This is a genomic window from Agrobacterium sp. GW821-FHT02D03, from assembly GCF_059421725.1.
Genome location: NZ_JBWKVN010000001.1, coordinates 1,947,382 through 1,971,242, shown reverse-complemented (window position 1 = coordinate 1,971,242; position 23,861 = coordinate 1,947,382). Strand labels below are relative to the sequence as shown.

General features: G+C 57.2%; 21 protein-coding genes and 1 riboswitch. Of the genes, 11 read left to right on the top strand and 10 right to left on the bottom strand.

From position 1 onward, the window contains the following. Nucleotides 1-76: 76 nt before the first annotated feature. Nucleotides 77-1,195: a COX15/CtaA family protein gene (locus tag AC07U5_RS09265; protein ID WP_113272255.1), complete on the top strand. Its 1,119-nt coding sequence runs from the start codon at nt 77-79 to the stop codon at nt 1,193-1,195. Here AC07U5_RS09265 and AC07U5_RS09260 read toward each other — a convergent pair. The 3 genes from AC07U5_RS09260 to speB all read right to left on the bottom strand — a co-directional run bounded on the left by AC07U5_RS09260 (nt 1,185) and on the right by speB (nt 4,011). After that, nucleotides 1,185-2,063, bottom strand: coding sequence for an aminoglycoside phosphotransferase family protein (locus AC07U5_RS09260; protein WP_313591468.1), 879 nt, complete (start codon nt 2,061-2,063; stop codon nt 1,185-1,187). The genes AC07U5_RS09265 and AC07U5_RS09260 overlap by 11 nt on opposite strands. Further along, the gene (argC, locus tag AC07U5_RS09255) at nt 2,060-2,986 is read right to left on the bottom strand and encodes an N-acetyl-gamma-glutamyl-phosphate reductase (RefSeq protein WP_494722825.1); all 927 of its coding nucleotides are present in this window, start codon (nt 2,984-2,986) and stop codon (nt 2,060-2,062) included. Before argC ends, AC07U5_RS09260 begins: the two co-directional genes overlap by 4 nt. A gap of 71 nt (nt 2,987-3,057) precedes the next feature. Further along, a complete protein-coding gene (speB, locus tag AC07U5_RS09250) occupies nt 3,058-4,011 on the bottom strand; it encodes an agmatinase (protein WP_494722824.1) in 954 nt (317 codons plus the stop codon). A 272-nt stretch (nt 4,012-4,283) separates the two neighbouring features. Between speB and AC07U5_RS09245 the strand changes: the two genes are divergently transcribed. Further along, complete coding sequence (locus tag AC07U5_RS09245; RefSeq protein WP_494722823.1) at nt 4,284-6,239, top strand: acyltransferase family protein; 1,956 nt, start codon at nt 4,284-4,286, stop codon at nt 6,237-6,239. A gap of 93 nt (nt 6,240-6,332) precedes the next feature. On the opposite strand, the gene rpsI is transcribed toward AC07U5_RS09245, so the two are convergent. From rpsI to AC07U5_RS09225, 4 genes are all read right to left on the bottom strand, one after another. After that, a complete protein-coding gene (gene rpsI / locus AC07U5_RS09240) occupies nt 6,333-6,800 on the bottom strand; it encodes a 30S ribosomal protein S9 (RefSeq protein WP_045018729.1) in 468 nt (155 codons plus the stop codon). A 2-nt stretch (nt 6,801-6,802) separates the two neighbouring features. Next, nucleotides 6,803-7,267, bottom strand: a complete 465-nt coding sequence (rplM, locus tag AC07U5_RS09235; RefSeq protein WP_062425555.1) for a 50S ribosomal protein L13 — start codon at nt 7,265-7,267, stop codon at nt 6,803-6,805. A 250-nt stretch (nt 7,268-7,517) separates the two neighbouring features. Next, nucleotides 7,518-8,354 (bottom strand): EamA family transporter, encoded by an 837-nt coding sequence (locus AC07U5_RS09230; protein WP_494722822.1) that lies wholly within the window; start codon nt 8,352-8,354, stop codon nt 7,518-7,520. A gap of 368 nt (nt 8,355-8,722) precedes the next feature. Beyond that, nucleotides 8,723-9,364 carry an NADPH-dependent F420 reductase gene (locus AC07U5_RS09225; protein WP_494722821.1) on the bottom strand — a complete coding sequence of 214 codons (642 nt, stop codon included), beginning with the start codon at nt 9,362-9,364 and terminating at the stop codon, nt 8,723-8,725. Between the two features lie 99 nt (nt 9,365-9,463). On the opposite strand from AC07U5_RS09225, the gene AC07U5_RS09220 reads away from it, so the two are divergent. From AC07U5_RS09220 to AC07U5_RS09205, 4 genes are all read left to right on the top strand, one after another. Beyond that, nucleotides 9,464-10,357 carry a LysR family transcriptional regulator gene (locus AC07U5_RS09220; RefSeq protein ID WP_494722820.1) on the top strand — a complete coding sequence of 298 codons (894 nt, stop codon included), beginning with the start codon at nt 9,464-9,466 and terminating at the stop codon, nt 10,355-10,357. A 484-nt stretch (nt 10,358-10,841) separates the two neighbouring features. Continuing rightward, nucleotides 10,842-11,276 carry a CoA-binding protein gene (locus AC07U5_RS09215; RefSeq protein WP_062598339.1) on the top strand — a complete coding sequence of 145 codons (435 nt, stop codon included), beginning with the start codon at nt 10,842-10,844 and terminating at the stop codon, nt 11,274-11,276. An 84-nt stretch (nt 11,277-11,360) separates the two neighbouring features. Beyond that, nucleotides 11,361-12,644 carry an O-acetylhomoserine aminocarboxypropyltransferase gene (locus AC07U5_RS09210; RefSeq protein ID WP_494722819.1) on the top strand — a complete coding sequence of 428 codons (1,284 nt, stop codon included), beginning with the start codon at nt 11,361-11,363 and terminating at the stop codon, nt 12,642-12,644. Between the two features lie 47 nt (nt 12,645-12,691). Next, nucleotides 12,692-13,048, top strand: coding sequence for a cupin domain-containing protein (locus tag AC07U5_RS09205; protein WP_313059832.1), 357 nt, complete (start codon nt 12,692-12,694; stop codon nt 13,046-13,048). Between the two features lie 36 nt (nt 13,049-13,084). On the opposite strand, the gene AC07U5_RS09200 is transcribed toward AC07U5_RS09205, so the two are convergent. Continuing rightward, nucleotides 13,085-13,747 carry a glutathione S-transferase family protein gene (locus tag AC07U5_RS09200; protein ID WP_494722818.1) on the bottom strand — a complete coding sequence of 221 codons (663 nt, stop codon included), beginning with the start codon at nt 13,745-13,747 and terminating at the stop codon, nt 13,085-13,087. 118 nt (nt 13,748-13,865) lie between these two features. On the opposite strand from AC07U5_RS09200, the gene AC07U5_RS09195 reads away from it, so the two are divergent. Beyond that, entirely contained in the window at nt 13,866-14,852 is a 987-nt protein-coding gene (locus AC07U5_RS09195) for a helix-turn-helix transcriptional regulator (RefSeq protein ID WP_494722817.1), read from the top strand. Here the strand turns inward: AC07U5_RS09195 and AC07U5_RS09190 are convergent. Together AC07U5_RS09190 and AC07U5_RS09185 are read right to left on the bottom strand one after the other, a co-directional pair. Beyond that, entirely contained in the window at nt 14,842-16,089 is a 1,248-nt protein-coding gene (locus AC07U5_RS09190; RefSeq protein ID WP_494722816.1) for a cytochrome P450, read from the bottom strand. The genes AC07U5_RS09195 and AC07U5_RS09190 overlap by 11 nt on opposite strands. Nucleotides 16,090-16,252: 163 nt before the next feature. After that, a complete protein-coding gene (locus AC07U5_RS09185; RefSeq protein ID WP_494722815.1) occupies nt 16,253-17,500 on the bottom strand; it encodes a GGDEF domain-containing protein in 1,248 nt (415 codons plus the stop codon). A 417-nt stretch (nt 17,501-17,917) separates the two neighbouring features. Between AC07U5_RS09185 and clpP the strand changes: the two genes are divergently transcribed. From clpP to hupB, 4 genes are all read left to right on the top strand, one after another. Then, nucleotides 17,918-18,550, top strand: a complete 633-nt coding sequence (gene clpP, locus AC07U5_RS09180; RefSeq protein ID WP_062425547.1) for an ATP-dependent Clp endopeptidase proteolytic subunit ClpP — start codon at nt 17,918-17,920, stop codon at nt 18,548-18,550. 359 nt (nt 18,551-18,909) lie between these two features. Then, nucleotides 18,910-20,187 carry an ATP-dependent Clp protease ATP-binding subunit ClpX gene (gene clpX / locus AC07U5_RS09175; protein ID WP_062425546.1) on the top strand — a complete coding sequence of 426 codons (1,278 nt, stop codon included), beginning with the start codon at nt 18,910-18,912 and terminating at the stop codon, nt 20,185-20,187. A 413-nt stretch (nt 20,188-20,600) separates the two neighbouring features. Continuing rightward, nucleotides 20,601-23,018: an endopeptidase La gene (lon, locus tag AC07U5_RS09170; RefSeq protein ID WP_494722814.1), complete on the top strand. Its 2,418-nt coding sequence runs from the start codon at nt 20,601-20,603 to the stop codon at nt 23,016-23,018. Between the two features lie 201 nt (nt 23,019-23,219). Further along, nucleotides 23,220-23,495 carry a DNA-binding protein HupB gene (gene hupB / locus AC07U5_RS09165; protein WP_062425544.1) on the top strand — a complete coding sequence of 92 codons (276 nt, stop codon included), beginning with the start codon at nt 23,220-23,222 and terminating at the stop codon, nt 23,493-23,495. A gap of 138 nt (nt 23,496-23,633) precedes the next feature. Continuing rightward, nucleotides 23,634-23,782: riboswitch (FMN riboswitch) on the top strand. Nucleotides 23,783-23,861: the final 79 nt, after the last annotated feature.

Below are 23,861 nucleotides of genomic sequence, written 5' to 3'. Positions count from 1 at the left end.
ATGCCGCAAAGGCTAACCCCTTGTTTTGCCCAGCCGCTTGAGGCAAACCAATGTTAGGAATTGTGGAGTGTCAAGAATGCGATCCGATACGCTGGCGACGGCGGATGCCTCTGTCGAAAAACGGGTGAAAACGGCTTTGCAGAAGCAGGAGAGCAACCGCAAGCTTCTGCGCATCTGGCTGCGCGTCGTGCTGTTCACGCTGTTCTGTCTCGTCCTCGTCGGCGGCGCAACACGCCTGACCGAATCGGGTCTGTCGATCACCGAATGGAAACCGATCCACGGCGCCATCCCGCCCTTGACGGTCGCCGAATGGGAAGAAGAATTCCAGCTCTACAAGCGCATTCCGCAATATCAGGAAATCAATCGCGGCATGTCGCTGGACGAGTTCAAGACCATCTTCTGGTGGGAATGGGCGCATCGTCTGCTGGCGCGGGCCATCGGGTTGATCTTTGCCCTGCCGCTTGCCTATTTCTGGCTGACGGGGCGCATCGAGAAACGCCTGCGCCTGCCACTGGTCGGTCTTCTGGCGCTTGGAGGTTTTCAGGGCTTCGTCGGCTGGTGGATGGTCTCGTCCGGCCTTGTTAACCGCACGGACGTGTCCCAGTATCGGCTCGCGACCCATCTGACGATCGCCTGCCTGATTTTTGCCGGCTGCATGTGGATATTGCGCGGTCTTTCCTACCATTCTCCAGAAGCATCGCATGAGCGCGAGGGCAGGCGCTTTGCGGCCCTTTTGGCGGTGCTCTGTCTCGTCCAGATCTATCTCGGCGCGCTCGTTGCTGGCCTCAATGCCGGTCTCTCCTATAACACATGGCCGCTGATGGATGGTTCACTCATCCCGGGCGATCTCTTCATCCAGCACCCCTGGTGGATCAATCTCTTCGAGAACCCGAAGACGGTCCAATTTGTCCACCGACTGGGTGCCTATACGCTGTTTGCCGCCACACTCTGGCACATGGTGAGCCTCTGCCGCAGATTGCCGAACACGCCACATGCGAGACGTTCCGTGCTGTTCTTCGTTCTGGTCTGTGTGCAGGCGTGCCTCGGCATCACCACGCTTCTCACCCATGTGGATATCCATGTGGCGCTTGCCCATCAGGGCATGGCGCTGATCGTCCTTGGTTTCGCCATCGCCCACTGGCGCGGTTTCATCGGGGAATATCCTGCGCCCGTATCCGTCGAAGTCAGGGACTGAGATCGTTTAATAGGCCGCGCGCAACCGTGAGGAAGGCGAGACGCTCCAAAGCGTTCTCGCTTTCATCGAGGACGCTGCCATCATCCTCGAGGGACCAGCAGATCGATGCCCCCGCATGCGCAATGGCATAGCGGAGAATTCTTTCTTGCGAGCAGTCCAGCGTTTTTGAAAAAATGGCACAAAGCCGTCTGATCCGTTGCGGATCGACGATATCCGGCAAGGCATTCAGCGGATTGCCGAAGATGTTTGCGACATCATAGGCGGGATCACCGACAAGCCCCTGAGGATCGATTGCCAGCCAGCCGCGTGGGCCACCCGTGATGATGTTGTCGTGGTGCAGGTCTCCATGCAGCGGCTTTACCATCTGCTGATGAGCGAGCAATTCGCGAACGATCTCGGCGCAGTACTGCAAAGGCTCACGCAGGCGCTCATCGCTTTCCGTCTCGGCCCGGGCAAAGAGAGAGCGGAAATGCTGGTCCAACGTCGTGAGCCCGCCGGGAGGTGCTCCGCCTGGCGCGTGAAGTCTCTGGAGAACCTCGCAGATGATTGCATTCGCGGCGTCTTCCTCATGTTGAAGACGGTAGGCGCGAAGCGTCAGATCACCCGCATCTTCCAGCAGGCATTCTGTACCCTCTTTCTGCAGGAGATGCACGGCACCTTGGCCCTGCCGCCACTCCAGGAAGGTCATACCGGGAAGCTCGCCCAGTCCCCGCGGCTTCAATCGCTTCAAGATCGCTGAGGAGCCATCTGTCAAACCAACTCGGTGGACAATGCTGCTCGCCGTATCGGCAAGAAAAAAGGCGGAGGAAATGCTCCACCGCCTTTTGATCTCATCCGGAATGTCGGACGTGACCACGCTCTCGCTCATGCAGACAGCATCAGCTCCATGTTTTGAACGGCCGCACCTGATGCGCCCTTGCCGAGATTATCGAGAACCGCGACGAGGTTGATGTGCTCTGCATTGCCAAAGACGTGGAGCTTCATGATATCCTGGTTCGCAAGCTCTTCCGCATCGATACGCGCGATCGACTTGCTCTCCTCCAGAGGCACGACCTTGACGATGTTCTGTCCGGCATAATGCTGCGTAAGGGCGGCGTGAACCGTTTCCACAGTCGTGCCGTCCTTGAGGTTGGCGGCAAACAGCGGAACCTGAACGATCATGCCCTGCGGGAAGCGACCGACCGATGGCGAAAAGAGCGGTGCGCGATCCAGGAGCCCATGGCTCTTCATTTCCGGCACGTGCTTGTGCTTCAGGGTCAGGCCGTAGAGGAAGTTGTTGGCACTGATCGCATCCTCGCGGCTTTGGTCTTCCATCTGCGCAATCATCTGCTTGCCGCCGCCGGTATAACCCGAGACAGCGTTGACGCTGACGGGATAGCCATCCTGCAGAATGCCTGCGGCACGCAAGGGACGGATGAGAGCGATGGCACCGGTGGGGTAGCAGCCGGGATTGGCAACGAAGCGGGCGGAGCGAACCTTTTCCGCCTGATCCTTGTCCATTTCGGCAAAGCCGTAGGCCCAGTCCGGGTGGATACGGAAAGCGGTAGAGGTGTCGATGATCCGAACCTTGTTGTTGCCGGATACCATGGAAACAGCTTCCTTGGACGCTTCATCCGGCAGGCAGAGGATCGAGATATCGGCGCTGTTCAGCATATCCTCGCGCATGGATGCATTGCGGCGCTCGGCTTCAGGAATCGACAGCAGCTCGATATCGCGGCGGTCGGCCAGGCGCGTGCGGATCTGCAAGCCTGTAGTGCCGTGTTCGCCATCGATGAAGATTTTCGCTGCCATGTCCTTAACCTTACATTTTCAATGTGTTGTGGGAGTTTTCAGACTCGATTTGTTAGCGCGTGGGATGCGGTTCAGGTTGATCTTGCAAGCCGCTCGGCACGCAGACCAAGCATATACATTGCAACCGTTGCCCCGGCAATGGCGGTGATATCCGCATGATCATAGGGCGGCGCCACCTCCACCACATCGGAACCGCGAATATCGAGTTGCCCTAGGCCGCGTAGGACCGAGAGGATTTTCGCGCTCGATGGCCCACCAGCCACGGGCGTGCCGGTACCGGGTGCAAAGGCCGGGTCGAGGCAGTCTATATCGAAGGTCAGATAGGTCGGCAGGCCACCCGTATGCCTGACGATCAGTGAGGCGATGTCGGCGGCGCGCATATCCTCAAGTTCGTAGCCATAGAGGATCTTGATGCCGCAATCTTCGGGCGCATGCGTGCGAATACCGATCTGGATCGAACGATCCGGGTCAATCAACCCATCACGCACGGCGCGAACAACGAAGGAGCCATGATCGATGCGCTTGCCATCATCGAACCACGTATCCTGATGGGCGTCGAACTGCACCAGCGCCAAAGGACCGTGTTTGGCCACATGCGCTTTTAAAAGCGGCCATGTGATGAAGTGGTCGCCACCCAGCGTCAGCAGATAGTCGCTGTTTGCGATGATCTTGCGTGCTTCCTGTTCGATGGTCTCCGGTGTCTGCCAATGATTGCCGTAATCCAGCAGGCAGTCTCCATAGTCGATGGTCGGCATGGACTCGAAGAGATCACGTGCGAAGGGATATTGCGGATCGTTGTCGAAAATGGCTGAAGCGCGACGGATCGCCTGAGGTCCAAAACGAGCGCCGGGGCGGTTGGATGTCGCAGCATCGAAAGGAATGCCCCAGACCACGGTGGAAGCGCCCTCCAGGTTCTTGCTGTAGCGACGACGCATGAAGGAGAGCACGCCCGCATGGGTCGGATCGCTGGCCGCCGAGGTGAGAGAAGGGGCCATGAAGGCGTGATCGATCGTCTTTTTAGCCATTGCTCATCCTTCAGTGGAAATATCTAGAATATTCAATATCGCATTAAGCAGTTCGGGATAAGATTGCCTCGTGGTAAACACCTCGTAAACATCTAATCTGATAGTATATCCGACAGCTTCACCGTCGTGTTCGGGTCTTTTGTCCCTGGCATTTTCAGAAAGCCATGCGTCGTTGCCGATCACCCTGGTGCTTCAGGGGTTCGGAACTGCGCCTGACTCTGTGACCGCCGCTTCTCGAAGGCTAGCTATACGCAACGTGACATGTGGTTTTTATGAACTATCGACCCGAAATTGACGGTTTGCGCGCCTTGGGATTGCTGGCCGTCATTTTTGCCCATGCGGGTTTCGCAGCCTTTGACGGCGGCTACATCGGTGTCGATATCTTCTTTGTCATCAGCGGTTATCTGATTACCAAGGTGATTCTGCGCGAATATGCGGAGGGCCGTTTTTCGATCGGCCGTTTTTATGCGCGACGCGTGCGCCGCATTCTTCCTGCACTATTCTTCGTCCTCCTCTGTACCGTACCCTTTGCCTGGATGTGGCTGCTGCCGGACGCCTATGAGCAGTTTTCCAAGAGCCTGATGGCGGCGACGCTTTCACTTTCCAACATCTACTTCCTGAGAAATACCGGATACTTCTCCCCCGAGACGGCAGAAGTCCCGCTGATCCACACATGGAGCCTTGGTCTTGAGGAGCAGTTCTATCTGCTTTTTCCGCTGCTCTTCCTGTTCCGGCTGAAGATCAGGACGATCTTCTCAATTGTGCTCGCCCTTGCCTTGGGCAGCCTGCTTTTAAGCGAAGCCGGCTCGCGCTTTTTTCCCGTCGCCAATTACTACCTGTTGCCGACCCGCGTCTGGGAGATTCTTCTCGGCTCGATCTGTGCATTCCAGGTCTTTGGCAAAGACCGGCGCACGAACGATGTTCTGGCGGCAGCGGGCCTGTTCCTCGTGATTTTATCGATCTTTCTGTTCGATCCTTCGCTCAACATTCCCTCGCTGGTGGCTCTGCTCCCCACGGGAGGCACAGCTCTGATTTTGCTGTTTGCCTCGCAAACCAGCGTCGTCGGACGTATCCTCGCCCTGTCTCCTTTGGTGTGGCTCGGTCGGATCAGCTTCGGTGCCTATCTCTGGCATCAACCCGTCTTTGCGTTCTGGCGCATCCGCAGCCCCGAGCCGCCATCGACGATTGTCATGTGCGCATTGATCGCTCTTGTTCTGCTGCTCTCGGCCCTGAGTTGGTATTTCGTCGAACAGCCATTTCGCGGCCAACGGGTACGCTTTGCCAAACTCGCATGGGCGGCCTGCGCACTGGCTGTCGGGCTGGTTGGTTTCGGCGCCTGGGGCGATGTGAAAGAGGGTCTGCCCTCCAGGCTGCCCAACAATGTCAGGGAATTCGTCGATCGCACCACCTGGAACGACAACTGTCTCTTCCAAAGAGAAGACGGCATTCCAGCTCTTCCCAGCATGGAATGCATGTTCAATATCGGCAGCGGCCGGACGATTGCCGTCTGGGGCGATTCTATCGGCGCGTCGATTTCTCCGGCCTTGCAGGAGGAGTTCAAGCGCCGCAACATCGGTATGGTGCAGCTAACCCATGGCTTCTGTGCCCCTATCCTTGGCGTCTCTGTTGCAAGAGACGAAGGCGCTGCCAATTGTGAAGAGTTCAACAGGCGCGCGTTGGATTATCTGGCGGCCAGCAATGTCGAAACCGTCATCCTGTCAGCCTCGTGGGTCAGCTTCCTCACCGCGCCCTATATGCAGATCGACAGCGAGGTATACGCCAATGGAGCGATCCCGCTTCAGTCGATTGCCGACAATCTTCGTGAGACTGTCCAGCGGCTGGAGGCGACCGGAAAACAGGTGGTGATCGTGTATCCGGCTCCGCGTTTCGATAAGCCGGTGGTGGACCTTATGGCCTCGCGTATGTTGCGGGGCGACCCTGCGCCAAGCTTCGAGTTTTCGAAAGCCGATTTCGAGGCGAACACCGGTCGCGCCTACCAGCTCCTGAACTTGGGTCTGCCTCAGAACGTCAGCAAGGTGCTGCCGGAGCAGCTCTTCTGTGATCCTACTTCAAAGGGTGGCTGTTACTTTGGCCTGGACGGTGTGGCCTATATCGCCGACAGAGGCCATTACACCAGAGCAGGGGCCGAACGGATTGCCGCCGCGGTCGCGGACGAATTGTTTGGAGCCGATGGCATAACCGGATCCATACCGCTGCCGCTGAACTAACAGCCTGTGTCATCACCACTGAGAGATAAGCATCAATAGAAAAAGGCGGAGCCGAGGCCCCGCCTTTTCGATTCTCGTGTATTCCAGAAGCGATTAGCGCTTGGAGAACTGGAAGCTACGGCGAGCCTTGGCCTTACCGTACTTCTTACGTTCAACGACGCGGCTGTCGCGGGTCAGGAAGCCACCCTTCTTCAGAACGGGGCGCAGGCCCGGTTCGAAGTAGGTGAGAGCCTTGGAAACACCGTGACGAACGGCACCGGCCTGACCGGAGAGACCACCACCGGCAACAGTCGCGATGATGTCAAACTGACCTGCACGTGCTGCTGCAACGAGCGGCTGCTGCAGGATCATCTGCAGAACCGGACGTGCGAAATAGGCAGTGAAGTCACGGCCGTTGATGATGATCTTGCCGGAACCAGCCTTGACCCATACGCGGGCTACGGCGTTCTTGCGCTTGCCGGTCGCGTAGGAGCGACCGAGAGTGTCAACCTTGCGGACGTGTACGGGAGCCGAAGCTTCCGATGCCGGGGCGAGGTCTTTCAGGGAGGAAAGATCGGCCATTATCAGGCGCTCCTTACGTTCTTCTTGTTCAGCGATGCAACGTCGAGAGCTACAGGCTGCTGTGCTTCGTGCGGGTGGTTCGAACCAGCGTAAACGCGAAGGTTCTTCATCTGACGACGACCAAGCGGACCACGCGGGATCATGCGCTCGACAGCCTTTTCAACGACGCGCTCCGGGAAGCGACCTTCGATGATCTGGCGAGCCGTACGCTCCTTGATGCCACCCGGGTAACCGGTGTGCCAGTAGTACTTCTTGTCGGAATACTTCTTGCCGGTGAAGACAACCTTTTCCGCATTGATGATGATGACGTTGTCGCCATCATCGACGTGGGGGGTGTAGGTTGCCTTGTGCTTGCCGCGCAGGCGGGTAGCAACGAGGGTGGCGAGACGACCAACAACGAGGCCTTCGGCGTCGATGATGACCCACTTCTTCTCCACCTCAGCGGGCTTCTGAACGAAAGTAGACATTCTTTTCACTTTCTTTAGGACCCGTCATCCGGCTGTTGCCAGATTGGATGCGGGCGTTTCTTGTTGCTTGATTTGGACGCATTTGCGCGTGCCGGAAGACATGTATTCCATGAGAATTCAGTCTGGCGCGCTTATAAGCGGTGCGCCGCAAACCGTCAACAGGCGCAAAAACGCGGGCTTCAAAAATAACGTATAAAAATCAGAAGGTTAATGATGTGGTTTTATAATACCACACAAAATCATGGCGTTCTTAGCCTAAGCGCATGATGAGAACGCCCATCGCGATGATGCCGCCGGCGACATAGCGCCAGAGGCTGGCCTTCTCCTTGAGCAGGAAAACCGAGATCAGGATCGCAAATAGAATGGAGGTTTCGCGCAGGGCTGCGACCACCGCCACCGGCGCCTGCGTCATTGCCCATAATGCAAGGCCGTAGGACAAAATCGATCCGCCGCCACCGGCAAGACCGCGCCACCAGTTGCGCCTGACATGTTGCACGACCGGCAGATAACCACGTTGATAGAAGGCATAGGAGAAGAGCAGGACAGGCGGGAGCAGGGACATCCACAACGTATAGGAAATGGCATTGCCCGACGTCCGCGCACCAACGCCATCGACGAATGTGTAGCCTGCAATGACCACTGCATTGGCGAGCGCCAGCAAAATGGCCTTTCGACCGCCACGGCGTGCCTCGAAGGCAAGGGTAAGGATGCCCGCCGAAATGACAGCAATGCCGGCGAAGGCAGCGGTGCTCAGCCTTTCATCGAGAAACAGGCTGCTGCTTGCTGCCACGATCAGAGGCGCAACGCCGCGCATGACGGGATAGACGAGGCCGATATCACCGACCGTATAGGCTGCGGCGACCAGCCGGAAGTAAGCGAACTGCAGGAAGGCGGACGCCACCAGAAAGGGCAGCGCGACGAGCCCGGGAAGGGGCAGGAACGGCAGGAAGGGAACACAACAGATGGCGGCACCCGCAGCGATCAACGACGCATCCAGCGCCTTGTCCGATCCGGATTTGACAAGGGCGTTCCACGAGGCATGCAGAAGGGCGCCGAAGAGGACAAGAAGCAGTACATCAAGGGACACGGGCGACTCATGAAGCGTCTGGATGGAAATCCGACCTTAGAGCATGTGGCGCGAAAGTGTTACGCGGTTTTGCGATGATGAGATGCGATAAAGCCAGGCGCTAAAGCTTACAAAGTGAAGCGGAAAACAGCGAGCGACGCCTATGATTCCTTGGCCGTCTACTCTGTCAAAACGGGGTGAGGGAGGTCCGCTTCTGCACAACGTTGCGACAAGGTTGAACCTCTCGATGGTCCTCAACAGAGTTGATGACCATCGAGAGGTTTTCGCACCGGGACGCACAAGGACGTTCTTAACTATTGAAACGATGCATCGTGCTTTCCGGCGATCGATTCCGATGTTAACGGCTTATGCCGTTGCAATAGACGGCGTCACGCGTCCACCATGTGACGCTCGACCTTCGCAAGAGCGGCTTCTAGCTCGGCTGCGGTCATTCGCACGCAATAGGCTGGTGTGCCACGTTCAAAACGCCAGCCTTCGGCCAAGCCACCGGCATCCACCGCATCGAATCCGAACTGGTTATAGAGCGTTTTGGCGATCGTCTTTCCCTCTTCATCGTCACCGGCGAGAGGCAGAGCCCGACGCTCGCCAGCCGCCGCGGGCAGGCCGTCCTTTTCCAGATCGTTCATGGTGATGGCGTTGAAGGCCTTGATGATCCTGGATTGCGGCAGATGCCGTGCAAGCAATTCGCTCGTTGTGATCTTGCCGTCATCGAGTTCGACGATCCGCCCATCACGATCGGGATAATAATTGTCTGTGTCTATGACCACCTTGCCGTTGAGAACTGCGACGGGAACCGAGCGGTAGGCGGCAAGGGGGATGGCGATGACGACGATGTCGCCGAATGCCGCTGCCTCATCGACCGTTCCGACCTCGCAACCCACGGCGTGACGCATACTGAACAAGGTGTGCGGTCCGCGTGAGTTGCTCAACATCACCTGATGGCCCGCGCGAACGGCTAGCTTGCCGATGGCTCTGCCGACAAAGCCCGCACCGATGGTTCCGATTTTCATATCTCGTCTCCGTGTTGATGGTGAGCGAGGTTTAATTCACGTCGGATATGCGATAAATCACCATGATGAGAGGACATTCCCAACCAATAAGAGGCAATCATGGATAGGCTCACCAGCATGGCGGTGTTCGTCAAGGCGTCGGAAGTCGGGTCCTTCGCCGCCGCAGCAGATGCGATGGGCATGTCACCGCAAATGGTTGCCAAGCATGTCGTCTTTCTCGAAGACAGGCTCGGCACAACGCTTCTCCACCGCACGACGCGACGGCAGAGCCTGACGGACGTCGGTCGCGCCTATTACGACCGCTGCAAGCTGGTTCTGGCAGAGGCCGAGGCGGCGGAAACGCTGGCCCAGGACATGCGGTCTCTGCCAAGCGGCGTCTTGCGGGTCAATGCGCCGATGACCTTTGGTGCTTTTAGCCTGGCACCCTTCGTGACGCGCTATCTCAGGCGATATCCGCAGATGCAAATCGATCTGACACTCAACGACCGGTTCGTCGATCCTTTGGAAGAAGGCTTCGAGGTAATGGTGCGGATCGGGGAGGTCGAGGACACCTCTCTTGTTGCATATGCACTGGCGCCCTATCGGTTGATTGCCTGCGCGTCGCCGGACTATCTAGCCAAACGCGGGACGCCGCGAACACCATCTGAATTTCAGCACCACGATTGTCTGGCCTATGCCTACTGGTCGCCCTCCATCCCTTGCCGATGGCAGTTTACGCGCGCAGGACAGGTCAAGGAAATTCAGGCGACAGGGAGGATCCGTAGCAACGACTGGAAAACGCTTCTGCATGCTGCAGTGGAGGGCTATGGCATCACGCTCGGGCCGGAGGGCGTCCTCAGCGGCGAAATCGCGGCTGGCCGACTTGTGAGAGTCCTGCCCGATTACGAGGGCCCCTCCCGCCCCATGCATGTTCTCTATCCCGCAGGGCGTCGTCCCACAGTAAAAGTGAAGAGCTTCGTTGACGCCATTGTTGACGAATTCGGTTTGAAATGAGGTCGTCGATCGCGAGGATCCCTTCGCCATCCGATAAATGAAGCCGCATATCTGCTGAAGGGAATTGCTGGAATTATGAGCCAAGACAGCCGGTAATCTGGGGAAAACGTCGTGTTTTGAAAGGTCGCGGGCATCATCGACACGCGCAGATTATACAACCCAAGAATGCATGAAGTACTTCATCAAACATCCAAAAAAGTAAGATCGCCACTAAAACTTTGCTTTTATTGAAGCTCAAACGTTTCAGATTGAGATTTGTTATAGGCGCGACGTAAATTGCTAATGTAACTATAAGTAGTTGCTAAAGTGATCGTGAACGAAGTTCGAACAAAGGCGGTACGATCGGGCATTTGCCTTTGTGCCATATAAAAGGGCAGCGCGAGATGCAAATTTACGCATCCTTTTCTGTGCCAGGGAATTCATGCTTTATCCATTACCATCTCGATCTAGAGTTGGATCAGCCACCAAAGGGAGGATGACGATCATGGATCACGACAACTATACCGACGAGGACATTCGTCGCATTTTGACCGACACGACAACGATCGCGCTGGTTGGCGCTTCTCCAAATTCCGCGCGCCCAAGCCATGGCGTCATGTCGTTTCTTCTTTCAAAGGGCTACAAGGTTTTCCCGGTCAATCCAGGCCATGAGGGAAAGGAAATCCTTGGGCAGAAGGTCTATGCCAAGCTCGCTGATATTCCTGAGCCCGTCGACATGGTCGATGTGTTCCGCGCGTCGGAGCATCTCTCCAGCGTCATGGAAGAGGTGATCCACATGTCACCCCGCCCCAAGGTCGTCTGGGCACAATTGGGCGTGAAGGATTATGATGCCGCGGCGAAGGGGGAGCATTACGGCGTGGAAGTGATCATGGATCGCTGCCCGGCCATTGAGCATCCTCGTCTCAATATCGGACGATAGTTAGGATAGTTCGCACTTATCATTCGGCGTCGAAGCGATATGATCCTTGCTGTGCTCGTTTAAAAAGACAGTCGGAGGGACACCATGTCAGACCATACGCCGGGCTTTTCTACCCTTGCTATCCACGCCGGTGCGCAGCCAGACCCGACCACTGGCGCGCGCGCCACACCGATCTACCAGACCACGGCTTACGCGTTCCGTGATTCCGACCATGCGGCAGCGCTTTTCGGCCTGAAGGAGTTCGGCAATATCTATACGCGCATCATGAACCCGACGCAGGCGGTTCTTGAAGAGCGCGTTGCAGCCCTGGAGGGCGGAACCGCGGCGCTCGCCGTGGCGTCGGGTCACGCAGCACAGTTGCTGGTCTTTCACACGCTGCTGCAATCCGGAGACAACTTCGTGGCCGCCCGCCAGCTTTATGGCGGCTCGATCAACCAGTTCGGCCACTCCTTCCAAAACTTCGGCTGGCAGGTGCGCTGGGCGGATGCCGCTGATCCTGCGAACTTCGAAGCCCAAATCGATGAGAAGACGAAGGCGATCTTCATCGAGAGCCTCGCCAATCCCGGCGGCACATTTGTCGATATCTCTGCCATTGCAGAGGTGGCGCACAGGCATGGGCTGCCGCTGATCGTCGACAACACAATGGCGAGCCCCTATCTCATTCGGCCGATCGAACACGGTGCCGACATCGTCGTCCACTCGCTGACGAAGTTTCTCGGAGGCCATGGCAACTCCATGGGCGGCATCATCGTCGATGGCGGCACGTTCGACTGGTCCGCATCGGACAAGTTTCCGGCTCTCTCGCAGCCGCGTCCGGAATATTCGGGTGTCGTCCTGCACCAGACGTTCGGCAATTTCGCCTTCGCCATTGCCACCCGCGTCCTCGGCCTTCGCGATCTCGGCCCTTCAATTTCCCCTTTCAACGCCTTCCTGATTCTCACCGGCATCGAAACGCTGCCGCTGCGCGTCCAGCGCCACTCCGACAATGCGCTTGCGGTTGCCAAATGGCTGAAGGCACATCCGAAGATCGGCTGGGTGCCATATGCGGGGCTGGAAGACAGCGACAACCACACTCTGCAGCAACGCTACTCGCCAAAGGGCGCGGGGTCTGTCTTCACCTTCGGTGTGAAAGGCGGCTACCAGGCTGGTAAATCGCTGGTGGAAGGATTGCAGCTCTTTTCACACCTTGCCAATATCGGCGATACCCGCTCTCTCGTCATCCACCCTGCATCGACGACCCATGCTCAGCTGACGCCCGAGCAGCAGGTTGCGGCAGGTGCGGGTCCAGACGTGGTGCGTCTCTCTATCGGCATCGAGGATGTGAAGGACATCATCGCTGACCTGGAGCAGTCGCTGGCAAAGATCTGACGACCGAAAAACTTGAGAAGTATCAATCTGAAAGGACAAGATCGCCCATGGCCCTGACACTGAATTTCAAGCCTGACGGCGATCTTTCCACTATTCAGCCGGAGGAGGGCGCTCCGGCGCCCGACAGGCTGATGGCTGGCGATCCGAAATTCACCAGCTGGAATCTAGAGGAGGCCGCAGGCGGTCTCTATGCCGGCATCTGGCAATCGACACCCGGCAAGTGGCGGGTCGAATATGATGAATGGGAGTACTTCAACATTCTGGAGGGTCACTCGATTCTGACAGTAGATGGTGGAGAGCCCATTCACCTGAAAGCGGGCGATCGCCAGATCATCCGTCCTGGCTTTAAAGGCACCTGGGAAGTGGTGCAGACGACGCGAAAGGATTATGTGGTCCGGCTATAGACCAGCCGCGGCCACACGCATCGTCTCCCTTGCTCATCACAACATTGGCTTGCTCAGCGCAGCGGCGGCAGCTTCATGCTCTGCGGCCATGGTGCCGTCATCGGCGGTCACTGTCTGCACGCTCTGACGAGCCCCGATGCGATCCATGTAGCGCTGAAAGGCGGGTCGGGCCTCCACAAGGCCGAACATCGTCGTCCAGGTAAGCGCGATCCCCCACAGAAGATCGGCGGCCGTGAATCGCTCGCCAAGCAGGTAGGGTCCCTTCTCCAGCTGCACTTCCAGCACATCAATCAGCGAGTCGTAACTCGCATAGGGTGTTTCATTGAGAGAGCCCGGCTCGCGTTTCATGTAGCAGTCATAGATGGCCGGTTCAAAGCAACTGCCATAGATGAACAGCCAACGGACATAGGCGCCACGATCCGGGTCGATGAGGGAAGGGGCAAGCCCGGCTTGTGGGAAGAGGTCGGCCAGATAGAGATAGATCGCGCCCTGTTCGGTGATCACCGTACCACCGGCGCGCACCGCTGGCACCTTGCCGAGCGGGTTGATGGTCAAATACTCCGGCCGTCTTTGTTCGCCTGCCTTCATGTTCAGGACGTGCAGCTCATAAGGCACGTTCAACTCCTCCAGCAAGATGCGGGCGCCGGTGGCACGTGTCTGCGGGGAATAGAAGAGTGTGATTTCTTGGTTCGTCGTCATCGGTCGTCTCCCGTGCTGATTAATCTCGCGATTTCGCGGTGACGAGAGATTGCGCTTCCATACCTGTCAGATCATGTCAGGTTGGATGAGATGTAGATCGAGAAACAGGATTTTTTCGATGCGTGCGAGCCGGTTGATCAACATCCTCACCACCCTTCAAGCGAAAGGGCTGGTGACGGCTAAGGTGCTGGCTGCGGAGAACGATGTCTCTGTGCGAACGATCTATCGCGACATCGATGCGCTTTCGCTCTCAGGTGTCCCAGTCTACAGCGAACGAGGCTCTGATGGCGGGTATCGTCTTCTTGATGGTTATCGTGTGCGCCTCAATGGGCTGACACCGTCCGAGGCGGAGGCCATGTTTCTGTCGGGTATTCCCGGCGCTGCCGCAGATCTCGGCTTGGGGGCGCTGATGGCGGGCGCACAGAAGAAACTGACGGCCGCCTTGCCCGAGGATTTGCGCGAAAGCGCGCGACGCCTGCAGACGAAATTCTATCTTGATGCACCAACTTGGCTAGCCGAAGGAGAGCAGCCGCATTATCTGCAAGCCATCGCCGGTGCCGTCTGGAGTTCCAAGCGCATCCGCATTCGCTATCGGTCATGGACGGCTGAAAAAAACCGGGTCGCAAATCCGCTTGGCATCGTCATGAAGGGTGGTGCCTGGTACGTCGTCGCACGCGTTGACAACACACCCCGCACCTACCGCATATCCCGCGTCCTCGACCTCATCGTGACCGATGAAGGCTTCGACTGGCCGAAGGGTTTTGACCTGGCGGCCTATTGGAACGAGAACACGAGAAGGCTCGAGCTCGATCTTTATCCGAACTGGGCGACGATACGAATTTCACCCCACGGCTTGAAAGAGATCGAGCATACCGCTCCACCTTACGTCCGCGCCAATATCGGTTTTGTTGCAGAAGCCGACGAGGCTGGGTGGCAGACGGTGCGGTTGCCGGTGGCGCATAGGCGTATGGCCGTGCAGGAAATGTTGAAATTGGGGCCGGAGGTCGAGGTGATCGACCCGCCGGAATTGCGCGACGCCATGCGTCAAGCGATCGAAACGCTGATGCACCGTTATGCGCAGGGAGCAGACGACCTCACCAAGTGAGGTCGAGCCGTTCCAGACCGTGAAAATGATAGACGTCCTTGACCTTCGGCTGGCGAGCCAGCGTGAGATGCGGCAAGCGCCGGAAGAGCAGAGGCAGGACGATATTCAGTTCCAACCGCGCCAGCGGCGCGCCGATGCAGAAATGGATGCCCGCACCAAAGGAGAGATTCGGGGCCTCGGCACGATCCGGCTTGAAGGTGAGGGGATCGCTGAATTTTAGCGGATCGAGATTGGCGGCGGCGAGGATGAGGCTGACCTTGTCGCCCCGCTCGAATTTCACGCCATCGATTTCCACCGGCTCCAGAGCCCAGCGCTGAAAGATGTGGACGGGTGCACCGATGCGAAGCGTCTCTTCCACGGTCCGTTCGGTCGTCTTCTCGTCGCCGAAGAGCGATTGAGGGTTGAGCCCGCTTTCCAGAATGACGCGCAGCGAGTTGCCGATCTGGTGGACGGTTGCTTCATGCCCGGCGTTGAGAAGGACGATCGTTGTGGAGATCAGTTCATCATCGGTGAGAAACTGGCCCTTATGCTCCGTATGGATCATATGGCTGAGCAGATCGTCCTTCGGCTCGGCCCGGCGTTTGGCAATCACGCTGCGCACATAATCGGCGAATTCCTTGGCCGCGCGGTCGGCGGCAAGCTCATCTTCGCGGCTGCGCTTGAACATGTACATGCCGACATAGGCATGCGACCATCTGAGCAGTTGCGGCCCCATTTCTTCAGGGATCCCGATCATCCGGGCAATCATCGTTACCGGAATGATATCGGCGAAAGAGGACAGCAGCTCTGTCTGACCGTCCTTTTCGAAGCGGTCGATAAGCCCGTGGGCCAGCGTCTCGATCTCAGGCTTCATCTTCTCTACGTGACGGGAGACGAAGGCACGGTTCACCAGCGTGCGCAGCCGGGTGTGTTCGGGTGGCTCGATTTCCAAAAGGGAATGACGCTCTGCTGCATCGAAATTCTGAGTGTGTTCGAGCGGCTCGGGCAGGCCGAGTTCTTGGCGTGTGGCGATGTGAAGGATCTGGCGCCCGAAGCGACGGTCACGCAACAGCGCGTTGACGTGATCATAACCGGTGAAGAACCATTGCTTCTGTTCCGTCCAGTAGAAGGTTGGACAGTGTGCGTGGAAAAGAGCGTATGTGGCGTTTGGGTTGCCATAAAACGCCGGGTTACGGGCGTCGAGCGAAACGGAGCGCTGTTGCGCGTCGATGTGGAGAAAGTCGGGCATGGTGTTCATGCCCAACCTCTACAGCATCGGCCCGAAAATCGGAATCGATTTTCGGAAAGCACGATGCGTAGATTCAAAAAGTTAGAGCGTCCTTTGTGCGTCCTAAAGGACGCACGGCGCTCTAGCGAAAACATAGCCGACGGGAAAGAGAGGCGAGGCTGAGAATAGACAGTCAGTTGCTACCCATAGCCGCAATGCGGTTGAGTGCCGCGACCTGCCGGTCGGCATTATTGTCGTGCGGGTCTTCACCCCGGTCATCAGCCGGGAGCACGACATTGGCAATGCCGTCATTGACGACCGTGCGATTGCGGCCTGCGGATTTCGCTGCATAGAGTGCCCGGTCCGCCATCTTCAGCATCAGATCCAGTTCAGCCTCCGCGATCGGGGCGGAGTAGATGCCGATACTCACCGTCGAGGTAAAGCTTTCCTCTCTTCCCTCGGTGGACAGACGAGCGAAATAGACACGCACGCCATCGACGACCCTCAGCGCAGCGTTCAGGTCGTCATGGGGCAGCAGATAGGCAAACTCTTCGCCGCCCATGCGCACGAAAATTCCCTTGCTGCCGACGATGCGATTGACGAGATCGCAGAACTGAACCAGCACCTCGTCACCGCACTGGTGACCATGGCGGTCGTTGATCTTCTTGAAATGATCTATGTCGAACAAAGCAAGCAGAAGTTGCGATGAGCGATGTTCCGGCGCCTTCCAGATCTCAGAATAGGCTTCCATCAGTCCGCGCCTGTTAAGAACGCCTGTCAGATGATCGGTGATTGAAAGACGGTGTAGTCGCCGCTCGTTGTCCTCCATGAACATCTTCAAGGCAATCATCATCAGCACGACGAAGCTGAAAGCGGCCGAGTAGGCGACCGGTGCGGTCAGCGGCAGCGTCTGGCCGGCGAGCGAGTCGTAGGGGATGATCAGGGCTGCGGTCAGAGGACCGATCAGCGCGTGCACGACGAGGGCTACGGCAAAGATCTTGCGCGTCGTTGAGACCGGCTCTTTGGAGGTCAGCACGACGCCGGCGATGGTGAAGTAACCGACTGCCGCGCAGGCATGATAAACGAGGACACGTGCCAGCATGCTGTCGTACACCGCCGGCAGAAACATGAAGGCCAGCCACAAAAGCGGTGGAATGAAAATCCACCCCTCGATTTTCCGCTGCTCAAGGCGAAGCAGGCCGGCGAGCCAGAAGCCGAAGGCCGAAAGCGCAAGCGTGTTGCCAACGGTGATCGTCCAGAAATCAGCGAGATAACCCCGTTGCGCTACGAGCGCAGAACCGGCGCCCACCGCTGCAAAGCCGCAGGCGAAAAACAGGTGATGTTTCTTGGAGGACGAATGAAGCCAGAGCACGGCCAGCAATGCAGCGAGAGTCGATGTTTCCAACGACCAGAGAAGCATGCCTGTTTGGGCCTGGAACACAGCGCAATCCTAGTTAAATTTCAATGAGTCGCTTCGTCTGACCGTCGAGTGTGATCGAGGAGTAAGGTCGAGAACGCCACTTCGACGTGTAGTCCTGCGAAAGGCAACTTTCAACGAAAAACTCTCACGCAAAGTATCTTCCTTACGTTACGTAAAGAATTCGTCACCCCTCGTTCCGCTTAACCGCTTGTTGACCAGTCCGGCTGTTCATCGTTGATGAGGGAAGCGACGCAAGCCACGAGAGGCTGGTCTGCAAGGGATTTCATCTTTAAAGCGGTGTAAGAATTGTCCTCGCTATTAAGGATATCCGCTGCCTCAGTCTTGAAGTGCCGACCAAGGACACTCTATGTAGTGAGTTGACGAATAATGATTCCGGGCGCTCGGAGCTTCCGGGCTAGAATTGGATAAAGGACGGACATGACAAATCCAGTTGATACCGCCATGGCTCTGGTGCCGATGGTCGTGGAGCAAACCAACCGCGGTGAGCGCTCCTATGACATCTACTCCCGTCTTCTCAAAGAGCGCATCATCTTCCTGACAGGTCCTGTCGAAGATCACATGGCTTCGCTCGTTTGCGCCCAGCTTCTGTTCCTCGAGGCCGAAAACCCGAAGAAGGAAATCGCGCTCTACATTAATTCCCCGGGTGGTGTCGTAACCGCCGGCATGGCGATCTATGACACGATGCAGTTCATCCGTCCTGCCGTCTCCACGCTTTGCGTTGGCCAGGCGGCCTCGATGGGCTCGCTGCTTCTGGCAGCCGGCGAAAAGGGCATGCGCTTTGCAACGCCTAACGCCCGCATCATGGTTCACCAGCCGTCCGGCGGCTTCCAGGGCCAGGCATCCGACATCGAGCGTCATGCCCGGGACATCATCAAGATGAAGCGTCGCCTGAACGAAGTCTATGTGAAACACACCGGCCGTACGTTGGAAGACGTTGAAAAGACGCTCGATCGCGACCATTTTATGGATGCCGGAGAAGCGAAGGACTGGGGCGTGATCGACAAGATCCTCACCTCCCGCCAGGAAATCGAAGGCATTTCCGCGAATTAAGGCGACTGCTTGACGATGCCGGTTTATTGGCCTGATCGTAATTCTGGGCTTTAAACCGGCGAATAAAGCGATAATAGTACATATTAAGGCTATGTTGAATTTTTATGACGTAGTCTGAACCAAGCTCTCCCGAACGACGTAAAGCTTTAAGGGAGAGCATCGGAAGACATACCGGAGCACGCGTGTTCCGGGGTTTTAAGGGGAATTCGTTGCCGCCGTGCGTCAGTTCATATATCTGATACGGCTAGTACCCCGGGAACGAAGCGGATGCGAAGGCCCGAAATGGCGGTCGCATTTGCAGGCGGTAAGTTGACCGCGATCCGCTTTGCGGACCTGCGGCGTGCTGGAAGGAAAGAGATATGAGCAAAGTCAGCGGCAGCAACGGCGGCGACTCGAAAAATACACTCTATTGTTCATTCTGCGGCAAGAGCCAGCACGAAGTCCGGAAGCTGATTGCCGGGCCGACAGTGTTCATCTGCGATGAATGCGTCGAATTGTGCATGGACATCATCCGCGAGGAGAACAAGAGTTCGATGGTGAAGTCGCGTGAGGGTGTTCCCACCCCGCAGGACATCATCAAGATCCTCGATGAATACGTCATCGGCCAGAAACAGGCGAAGAAGATCCTGTCCGTAGCCGTTCACAACCATTACAAGCGCCTCGCGCACGCCTCCAAGAACGGCGATGTGGAACTGGCGAAATCGAACATCATGCTGGTTGGCCCGACCGGTTGCGGCAAAACCTATCTTGCCCAGACGCTCGCGCGCATCATCGATGTTCCCTTCACCATGGCGGACGCCACGACGCTGACCGAAGCCGGTTATGTCGGTGAAGACGTCGAAAACATCATTCTGAAGCTGCTCCAGGCTGCCGACTACAATGTCGAGCGCGCCCAGCGCGGTATCGTCTATATCGACGAAGTGGACAAGATTTCCCGCAAGTCGGACAATCCGTCCATCACGCGCGACGTATCGGGCGAAGGCGTTCAGCAGGCACTTCTGAAGATCATGGAAGGCACGGTCGCATCCGTTCCTCCGCAGGGTGGTCGCAAGCATCCGCAGCAGGAATTCCTGCAGGTGGATACGACCAACATTCTCTTCATCTGCGGCGGCGCATTTGCTGGCCTCGACAAGATCATCTCTGCCCGTGGCGAGAAGACATCCATCGGCTTCGGTGCGACGGTCAAGGCAGAAGACGATCGCCGCGTTGGCGAAGTGCTGCGTGAACTGGAGCCTGAAGACCTGGTCAAGTTCGGTCTCATCCCCGAATTCATCGGTCGTCTGCCGGTTCTGGCAACGCTCGAGGATCTCGACGAGGATGCGCTGATCCAGATCCTGTCCGAGCCAAAGAACGCTCTGGTCAAGCAGTACCAGCGCCTGTTCGAAATGGAAGATGTTGAACTGACATTCCACGAGGATGCGCTGCGTGAAATCGCCCGCAGGGCCATCACCCGCAAGACAGGTGCTCGCGGTCTGCGCTCGATCATGGAAAAGATCCTGCTCGACACGATGTTCGACCTGCCGACGCTGGAAGGCGTGCGCGAAGTGGTGATTTCAGACGAGGTCGTCAGCGGCCTTGCTCGCCCGCTCTACATCTACGCTGATCGTCAGGACGAAAAGGCGAATGTGTCGGCCTGATTACCAGGGCTGATCGCAATCAAATGGAAAAGGCTCGCCATTGGCGAGCCTTTTTTCTGTTTTAGACCTCGAAATAGCGAATAACCGTGCCCGTATCCGATTTTGAGTTGGAGCGGATTATGCTTTGCTGATAGAGTCTTACCAGTGATTTGTGTGATGGCGTGACGTTTTGGTGAAGGTCGCTCATCGAATCCACCTTCGCGGGGCCCGGCAGGGGTGGAGAGTAAAAAGCGTATTCACGCCCATCGTTTTTTCAAAGGTATGCGGCCCCACGATAGACGGCGGGTTGCTGGTTTCCGTGACTTGAAAATGACAGTGCGAAACTCCACTTTCAGTCACGAATAAGAATATGCCGGAAACTTCCCAAGACGTCCGGCAAGCGTCCCGAATAGGGACCATGGAAAGGAAATGATATGACGAACATCACGTCTGCTGCATCTGGCGGTACCTATCCCGTACTTCCTCTGCGCGACATTGTCGTTTTCCCACATATGATCGTTCCATTGTTTGTCGGACGCGAAAAGTCCATTCGCGCACTGGAAGAGGTCATGGGCTCCGACAGACAGATCATGCTTGTCACGCAGATCAACGCGAGCGATGACGATCCGGATCCGTCTGCGATTCACAAAGTGGGCACGGTTGCCAACGTTCTTCAGCTCCTGAAACTGCCCGACGGCACTGTCAAGGTTCTTGTCGAAGGCAAGGGTCGTGCGCAGATCGAAGAATACACCGGCCGCGAAGACTTCTACGAAGCGACCGCAACGATTCTGCACGAGCCGGAGGAAGACGCCGTTGAGATCGAGGCTTTGTCTCGTTCCGTCGTGTCCGAGTTCGAAAGCTACGTAAAGCTCAACAAGAAGATTTCGCCGGAAGTGGTTGGCGCTGCTGGACAAATCGACGACTATTCTAAGCTCGCCGATACGGTTGCCTCGCACCTCTCCATCAAGATCACCGAAAAGCAGGAAATGCTCGAAACGGTGAGCGTGAAGCAGCGCCTGGAAAAGGCTCTTGGCTTCATGGAAGGCGAAATTTCCGTTCTGCAGGTTGAGAAGCGCATCCGCTCGCGCGTCAAGCGCCAGATGGAGAAGACCCAGCGCGAATATTACCTCAACGAGCAGATGAAGGCGATCCAGAAGGAACTCGGCGACGGCGAAGACGGCCGTGACGAGATGGCCGAACTGGAAGAGCGCGTCGCCAAGACCAAGCTCTCCAAGGAGGCCAAGGAAAAGGCCGAAGCGGAGATGAAGAAGCTTCGCCAGATGAGCCCGATGTCGGCGGAAGCCACGGTCGTGCGCAACTATCTGGACTGGCTGCTCGGTCTGCCATGGGGCAAGAAGTCCAAGTTCAAGGTTGATCTGAACGCTGCCGAGCAGGTTCTGGATCTGGATCACTTTGGCCTCGACAAGGTCAAGGAGCGTATCGTCGAATATCTGGCCGTACAGGCCCGTGCCACGAAGATTCGCGGCCCGATCCTGTGCCTCGTCGGCCCTCCAGGCGTCGGTAAGACCTCGCTTGCGAAGTCCATCGCCAAGGCAACTGGTCGCGAATATGTTCGCATGGCGCTAGGTGGCGTTCGCGACGAAGCGGAAATCCGCGGTCACCGCCGGACCTATATCGGCTCCATGCCGGGCAAGATCGTCCAGTCGATGAAGAAGGCCAAGAAGGCGAACCCGCTCTTCCTGCTCGATGAAATCGACAAAATGGGCATGGATTTCCGTGGCGACCCATCGTCGGCTCTGCTCGAGGTGCTGGATCCGGAACAGAACTCCACCTTCATGGATCACTACCTTGAAGTGGAATACGATCTGTCCGACGTCATGTTCGTGACGACCGCCAACACGCTTAACATTCCTGGTCCGCTGATGGACCGTATGGAAGTGATCCGTATTGCCGGTTACACCGAAGACGAAAAGCGCGAGATCGCCAAGCGGCACCTGCTGCCTAAGGCAATCAAGGAGCATGCCCTGCGTCCGGAGGAGTTCTCCGTGACGGATGGCGCCTTGATGGCCATCATTCAGCAGTACACCCGCGAAGCCGGTGTTCGTAACTTCGAACGTGAGCTGATGAAGCTCGCCCGCAAGGCCGTCACCGAGATCATCAAGGGCAAGACCAAGTCGGTCGAAGTCACGGCTGAAAACATCAACGACTATCTGGGTGTGCCGCGCTTCCGTCACGGCGAGGCCGAGCGTGAGGATCAGGTCGGTGTCGTCACCGGTCTGGCCTGGACCGAAGTGGGGGGCGAATTGCTCACCATCGAAGGCGTGATGATGCCGGGCAAGGGTCGTATGACCGTGACCGGTAACCTGAAGGAAGTGATGAAGGAGTCTATCTCGGCGGCGGCATCCTATGTCCGTTCGCGCGCGGTCGATTTCGGCATCGAGCCTCCACGCTTCGACAAGAGCGACATCCACGTGCACGTGCCGGAAGGCGCAACGCCGAAGGACGGTCCGTCTGCAGGTGTCGCCATGGCAACGGCCATCGTCTCCATCATGACAGGTATTCCTGTCTCGAAGGACGTGGCAATGACTGGCGAGATTACGCTTCGCGGTCGTGTCCTGCCGATCGGTGGATTGAAGGAAAAGCTGCTTGCAGCACTTCGCGGCGGCATCAAGAAGGTGCTGATCCCGGAAGAAAACGCCAAGGATCTAGCGGACATTCCGGACAATGTGAAGAACGGCATGGAGATCATTCCAGTGTCCCGCATGGGTGAGGTTCTTGAGCATGCTCTGACCCGTAAACCCGAGCCGATCGAGTGGGATGGCAGCATCGAAACGCCGGTGATTGCGACTGTTGAGGGTGTTGATGACGGCGGCCAGACGATCGCCCATTAAGATTTTGAGCGATCTATGGTGCTAAATTAGCACAGAACTTCTGGAAGGCCGGCGGAAATGCCGGCCTTTTTTGTGAAAAAACCACGAGACCTCTTGTTTTTCAGGCGATTCCGTCGCTTTTGGGTGGCGGTGCGCGAATAGAACTCTATTCTGCGCGGACCTGATTTTGAGTCGTTTCATACCACTGAAAGGGATGGAAACATGAACAAGAACGAGCTCGTTTCCGCAGTTGCCGAGAAGGCTGGCCTCTCCAAGGCTGATGCCGCTTCTGCCGTTGACGCCGTATTTGAAACTGTACAGAACGAACTGAAGGCTGGTGGCGACATCCGTCTCGCTGGCTTCGGTAGCTTCAGCGTCAGCCACCGCAAGGCAACCAAGGGCCGCAACCCGGCGACCCGCGAAGAGGTCGATATTCCTGCTCGCAACGTCCCGAAGTTCTCTGCAGGCAAGGGCCTGAAGGACGCGGTCAACAGCTGATCCGTCCCGACCTCATCTCGCATGAGGTCAATGACAATTCGATATCCTGCAAGCCCGGCCTCCGCGCCGGGCTTTCTTTTTGACCATCTTGCGTTGTGGCTTGGCGTACCATATTTCTATTCCGCCGGTCCTTCCGGCATTCGTTCTCAGGGCGGGGTGTAATTCCCCACCGGCGGTAAAAGGGAAACCTCAAGCCCGCGAGCGCCTGTTCTTCGAAAGAGGGCAGGGTCAGCAGATCCGGTGTAACTCCGGAGCCGACGGTATAGTCCGGATGAAAGAGAATGAGGTCAGGCTGCGCCCTCATCTGCGAAAGCAGGGGGAGGCAGTGCGCGTTTCATCGTGTCCTTGCCGATGCGGTTTCCGTCG

Bases quoted from the DNA above. Each gene is read 5' to 3' on its own strand.
- AC07U5_RS09265 (WP_113272255.1), top strand. From the start codon at position 77: ATGCGATCCGATACGCTGGCGACGGCGGATGCCTCTGTCGAAAAACGG.
- AC07U5_RS09260 (WP_313591468.1), bottom strand. From the start codon at position 2,063: ATGAGCGAGAGCGTGGTCACGTCCGACATTCCGGATGAGATCAAAAGG.
- argC (WP_494722825.1), bottom strand. From the start codon at position 2,986: ATGGCAGCGAAAATCTTCATCGATGGCGAACACGGCACTACAGGCTTG.
- speB (WP_494722824.1), bottom strand. From the start codon at position 4,011: ATGGCTAAAAAGACGATCGATCACGCCTTCATGGCCCCTTCTCTCACC.
- AC07U5_RS09245 (WP_494722823.1), top strand. From the start codon at position 4,284: ATGAACTATCGACCCGAAATTGACGGTTTGCGCGCCTTGGGATTGCTG.
- rpsI (WP_045018729.1), bottom strand. From the start codon at position 6,800: ATGGCCGATCTTTCCTCCCTGAAAGACCTCGCCCCGGCATCGGAAGCT.
- rplM (WP_062425555.1), bottom strand. From the start codon at position 7,267: ATGTCTACTTTCGTTCAGAAGCCCGCTGAGGTGGAGAAGAAGTGGGTC.
- AC07U5_RS09225 (WP_494722821.1), bottom strand. From the start codon at position 9,364: ATGAAAATCGGAACCATCGGTGCGGGCTTTGTCGGCAGAGCCATCGGC.
- AC07U5_RS09220 (WP_494722820.1), top strand. From the start codon at position 9,464: ATGGATAGGCTCACCAGCATGGCGGTGTTCGTCAAGGCGTCGGAAGTC.
- AC07U5_RS09215 (WP_062598339.1), top strand. From the start codon at position 10,842: ATGGATCACGACAACTATACCGACGAGGACATTCGTCGCATTTTGACC.
- AC07U5_RS09210 (WP_494722819.1), top strand. From the start codon at position 11,361: ATGTCAGACCATACGCCGGGCTTTTCTACCCTTGCTATCCACGCCGGT.
- AC07U5_RS09205 (WP_313059832.1), top strand. From the start codon at position 12,692: ATGGCCCTGACACTGAATTTCAAGCCTGACGGCGATCTTTCCACTATT.
- AC07U5_RS09200 (WP_494722818.1), bottom strand. From the start codon at position 13,747: ATGACGACGAACCAAGAAATCACACTCTTCTATTCCCCGCAGACACGT.
- AC07U5_RS09195 (WP_494722817.1), top strand. From the start codon at position 13,866: ATGCGTGCGAGCCGGTTGATCAACATCCTCACCACCCTTCAAGCGAAA.
- AC07U5_RS09190 (WP_494722816.1), bottom strand. From the start codon at position 16,089: ATGAACACCATGCCCGACTTTCTCCACATCGACGCGCAACAGCGCTCC.
- clpP (WP_062425547.1), top strand. From the start codon at position 17,918: ATGACAAATCCAGTTGATACCGCCATGGCTCTGGTGCCGATGGTCGTG.
- clpX (WP_062425546.1), top strand. From the start codon at position 18,910: ATGAGCAAAGTCAGCGGCAGCAACGGCGGCGACTCGAAAAATACACTC.
- lon (WP_494722814.1), top strand. From the start codon at position 20,601: ATGACGAACATCACGTCTGCTGCATCTGGCGGTACCTATCCCGTACTT.
- hupB (WP_062425544.1), top strand. From the start codon at position 23,220: ATGAACAAGAACGAGCTCGTTTCCGCAGTTGCCGAGAAGGCTGGCCTC.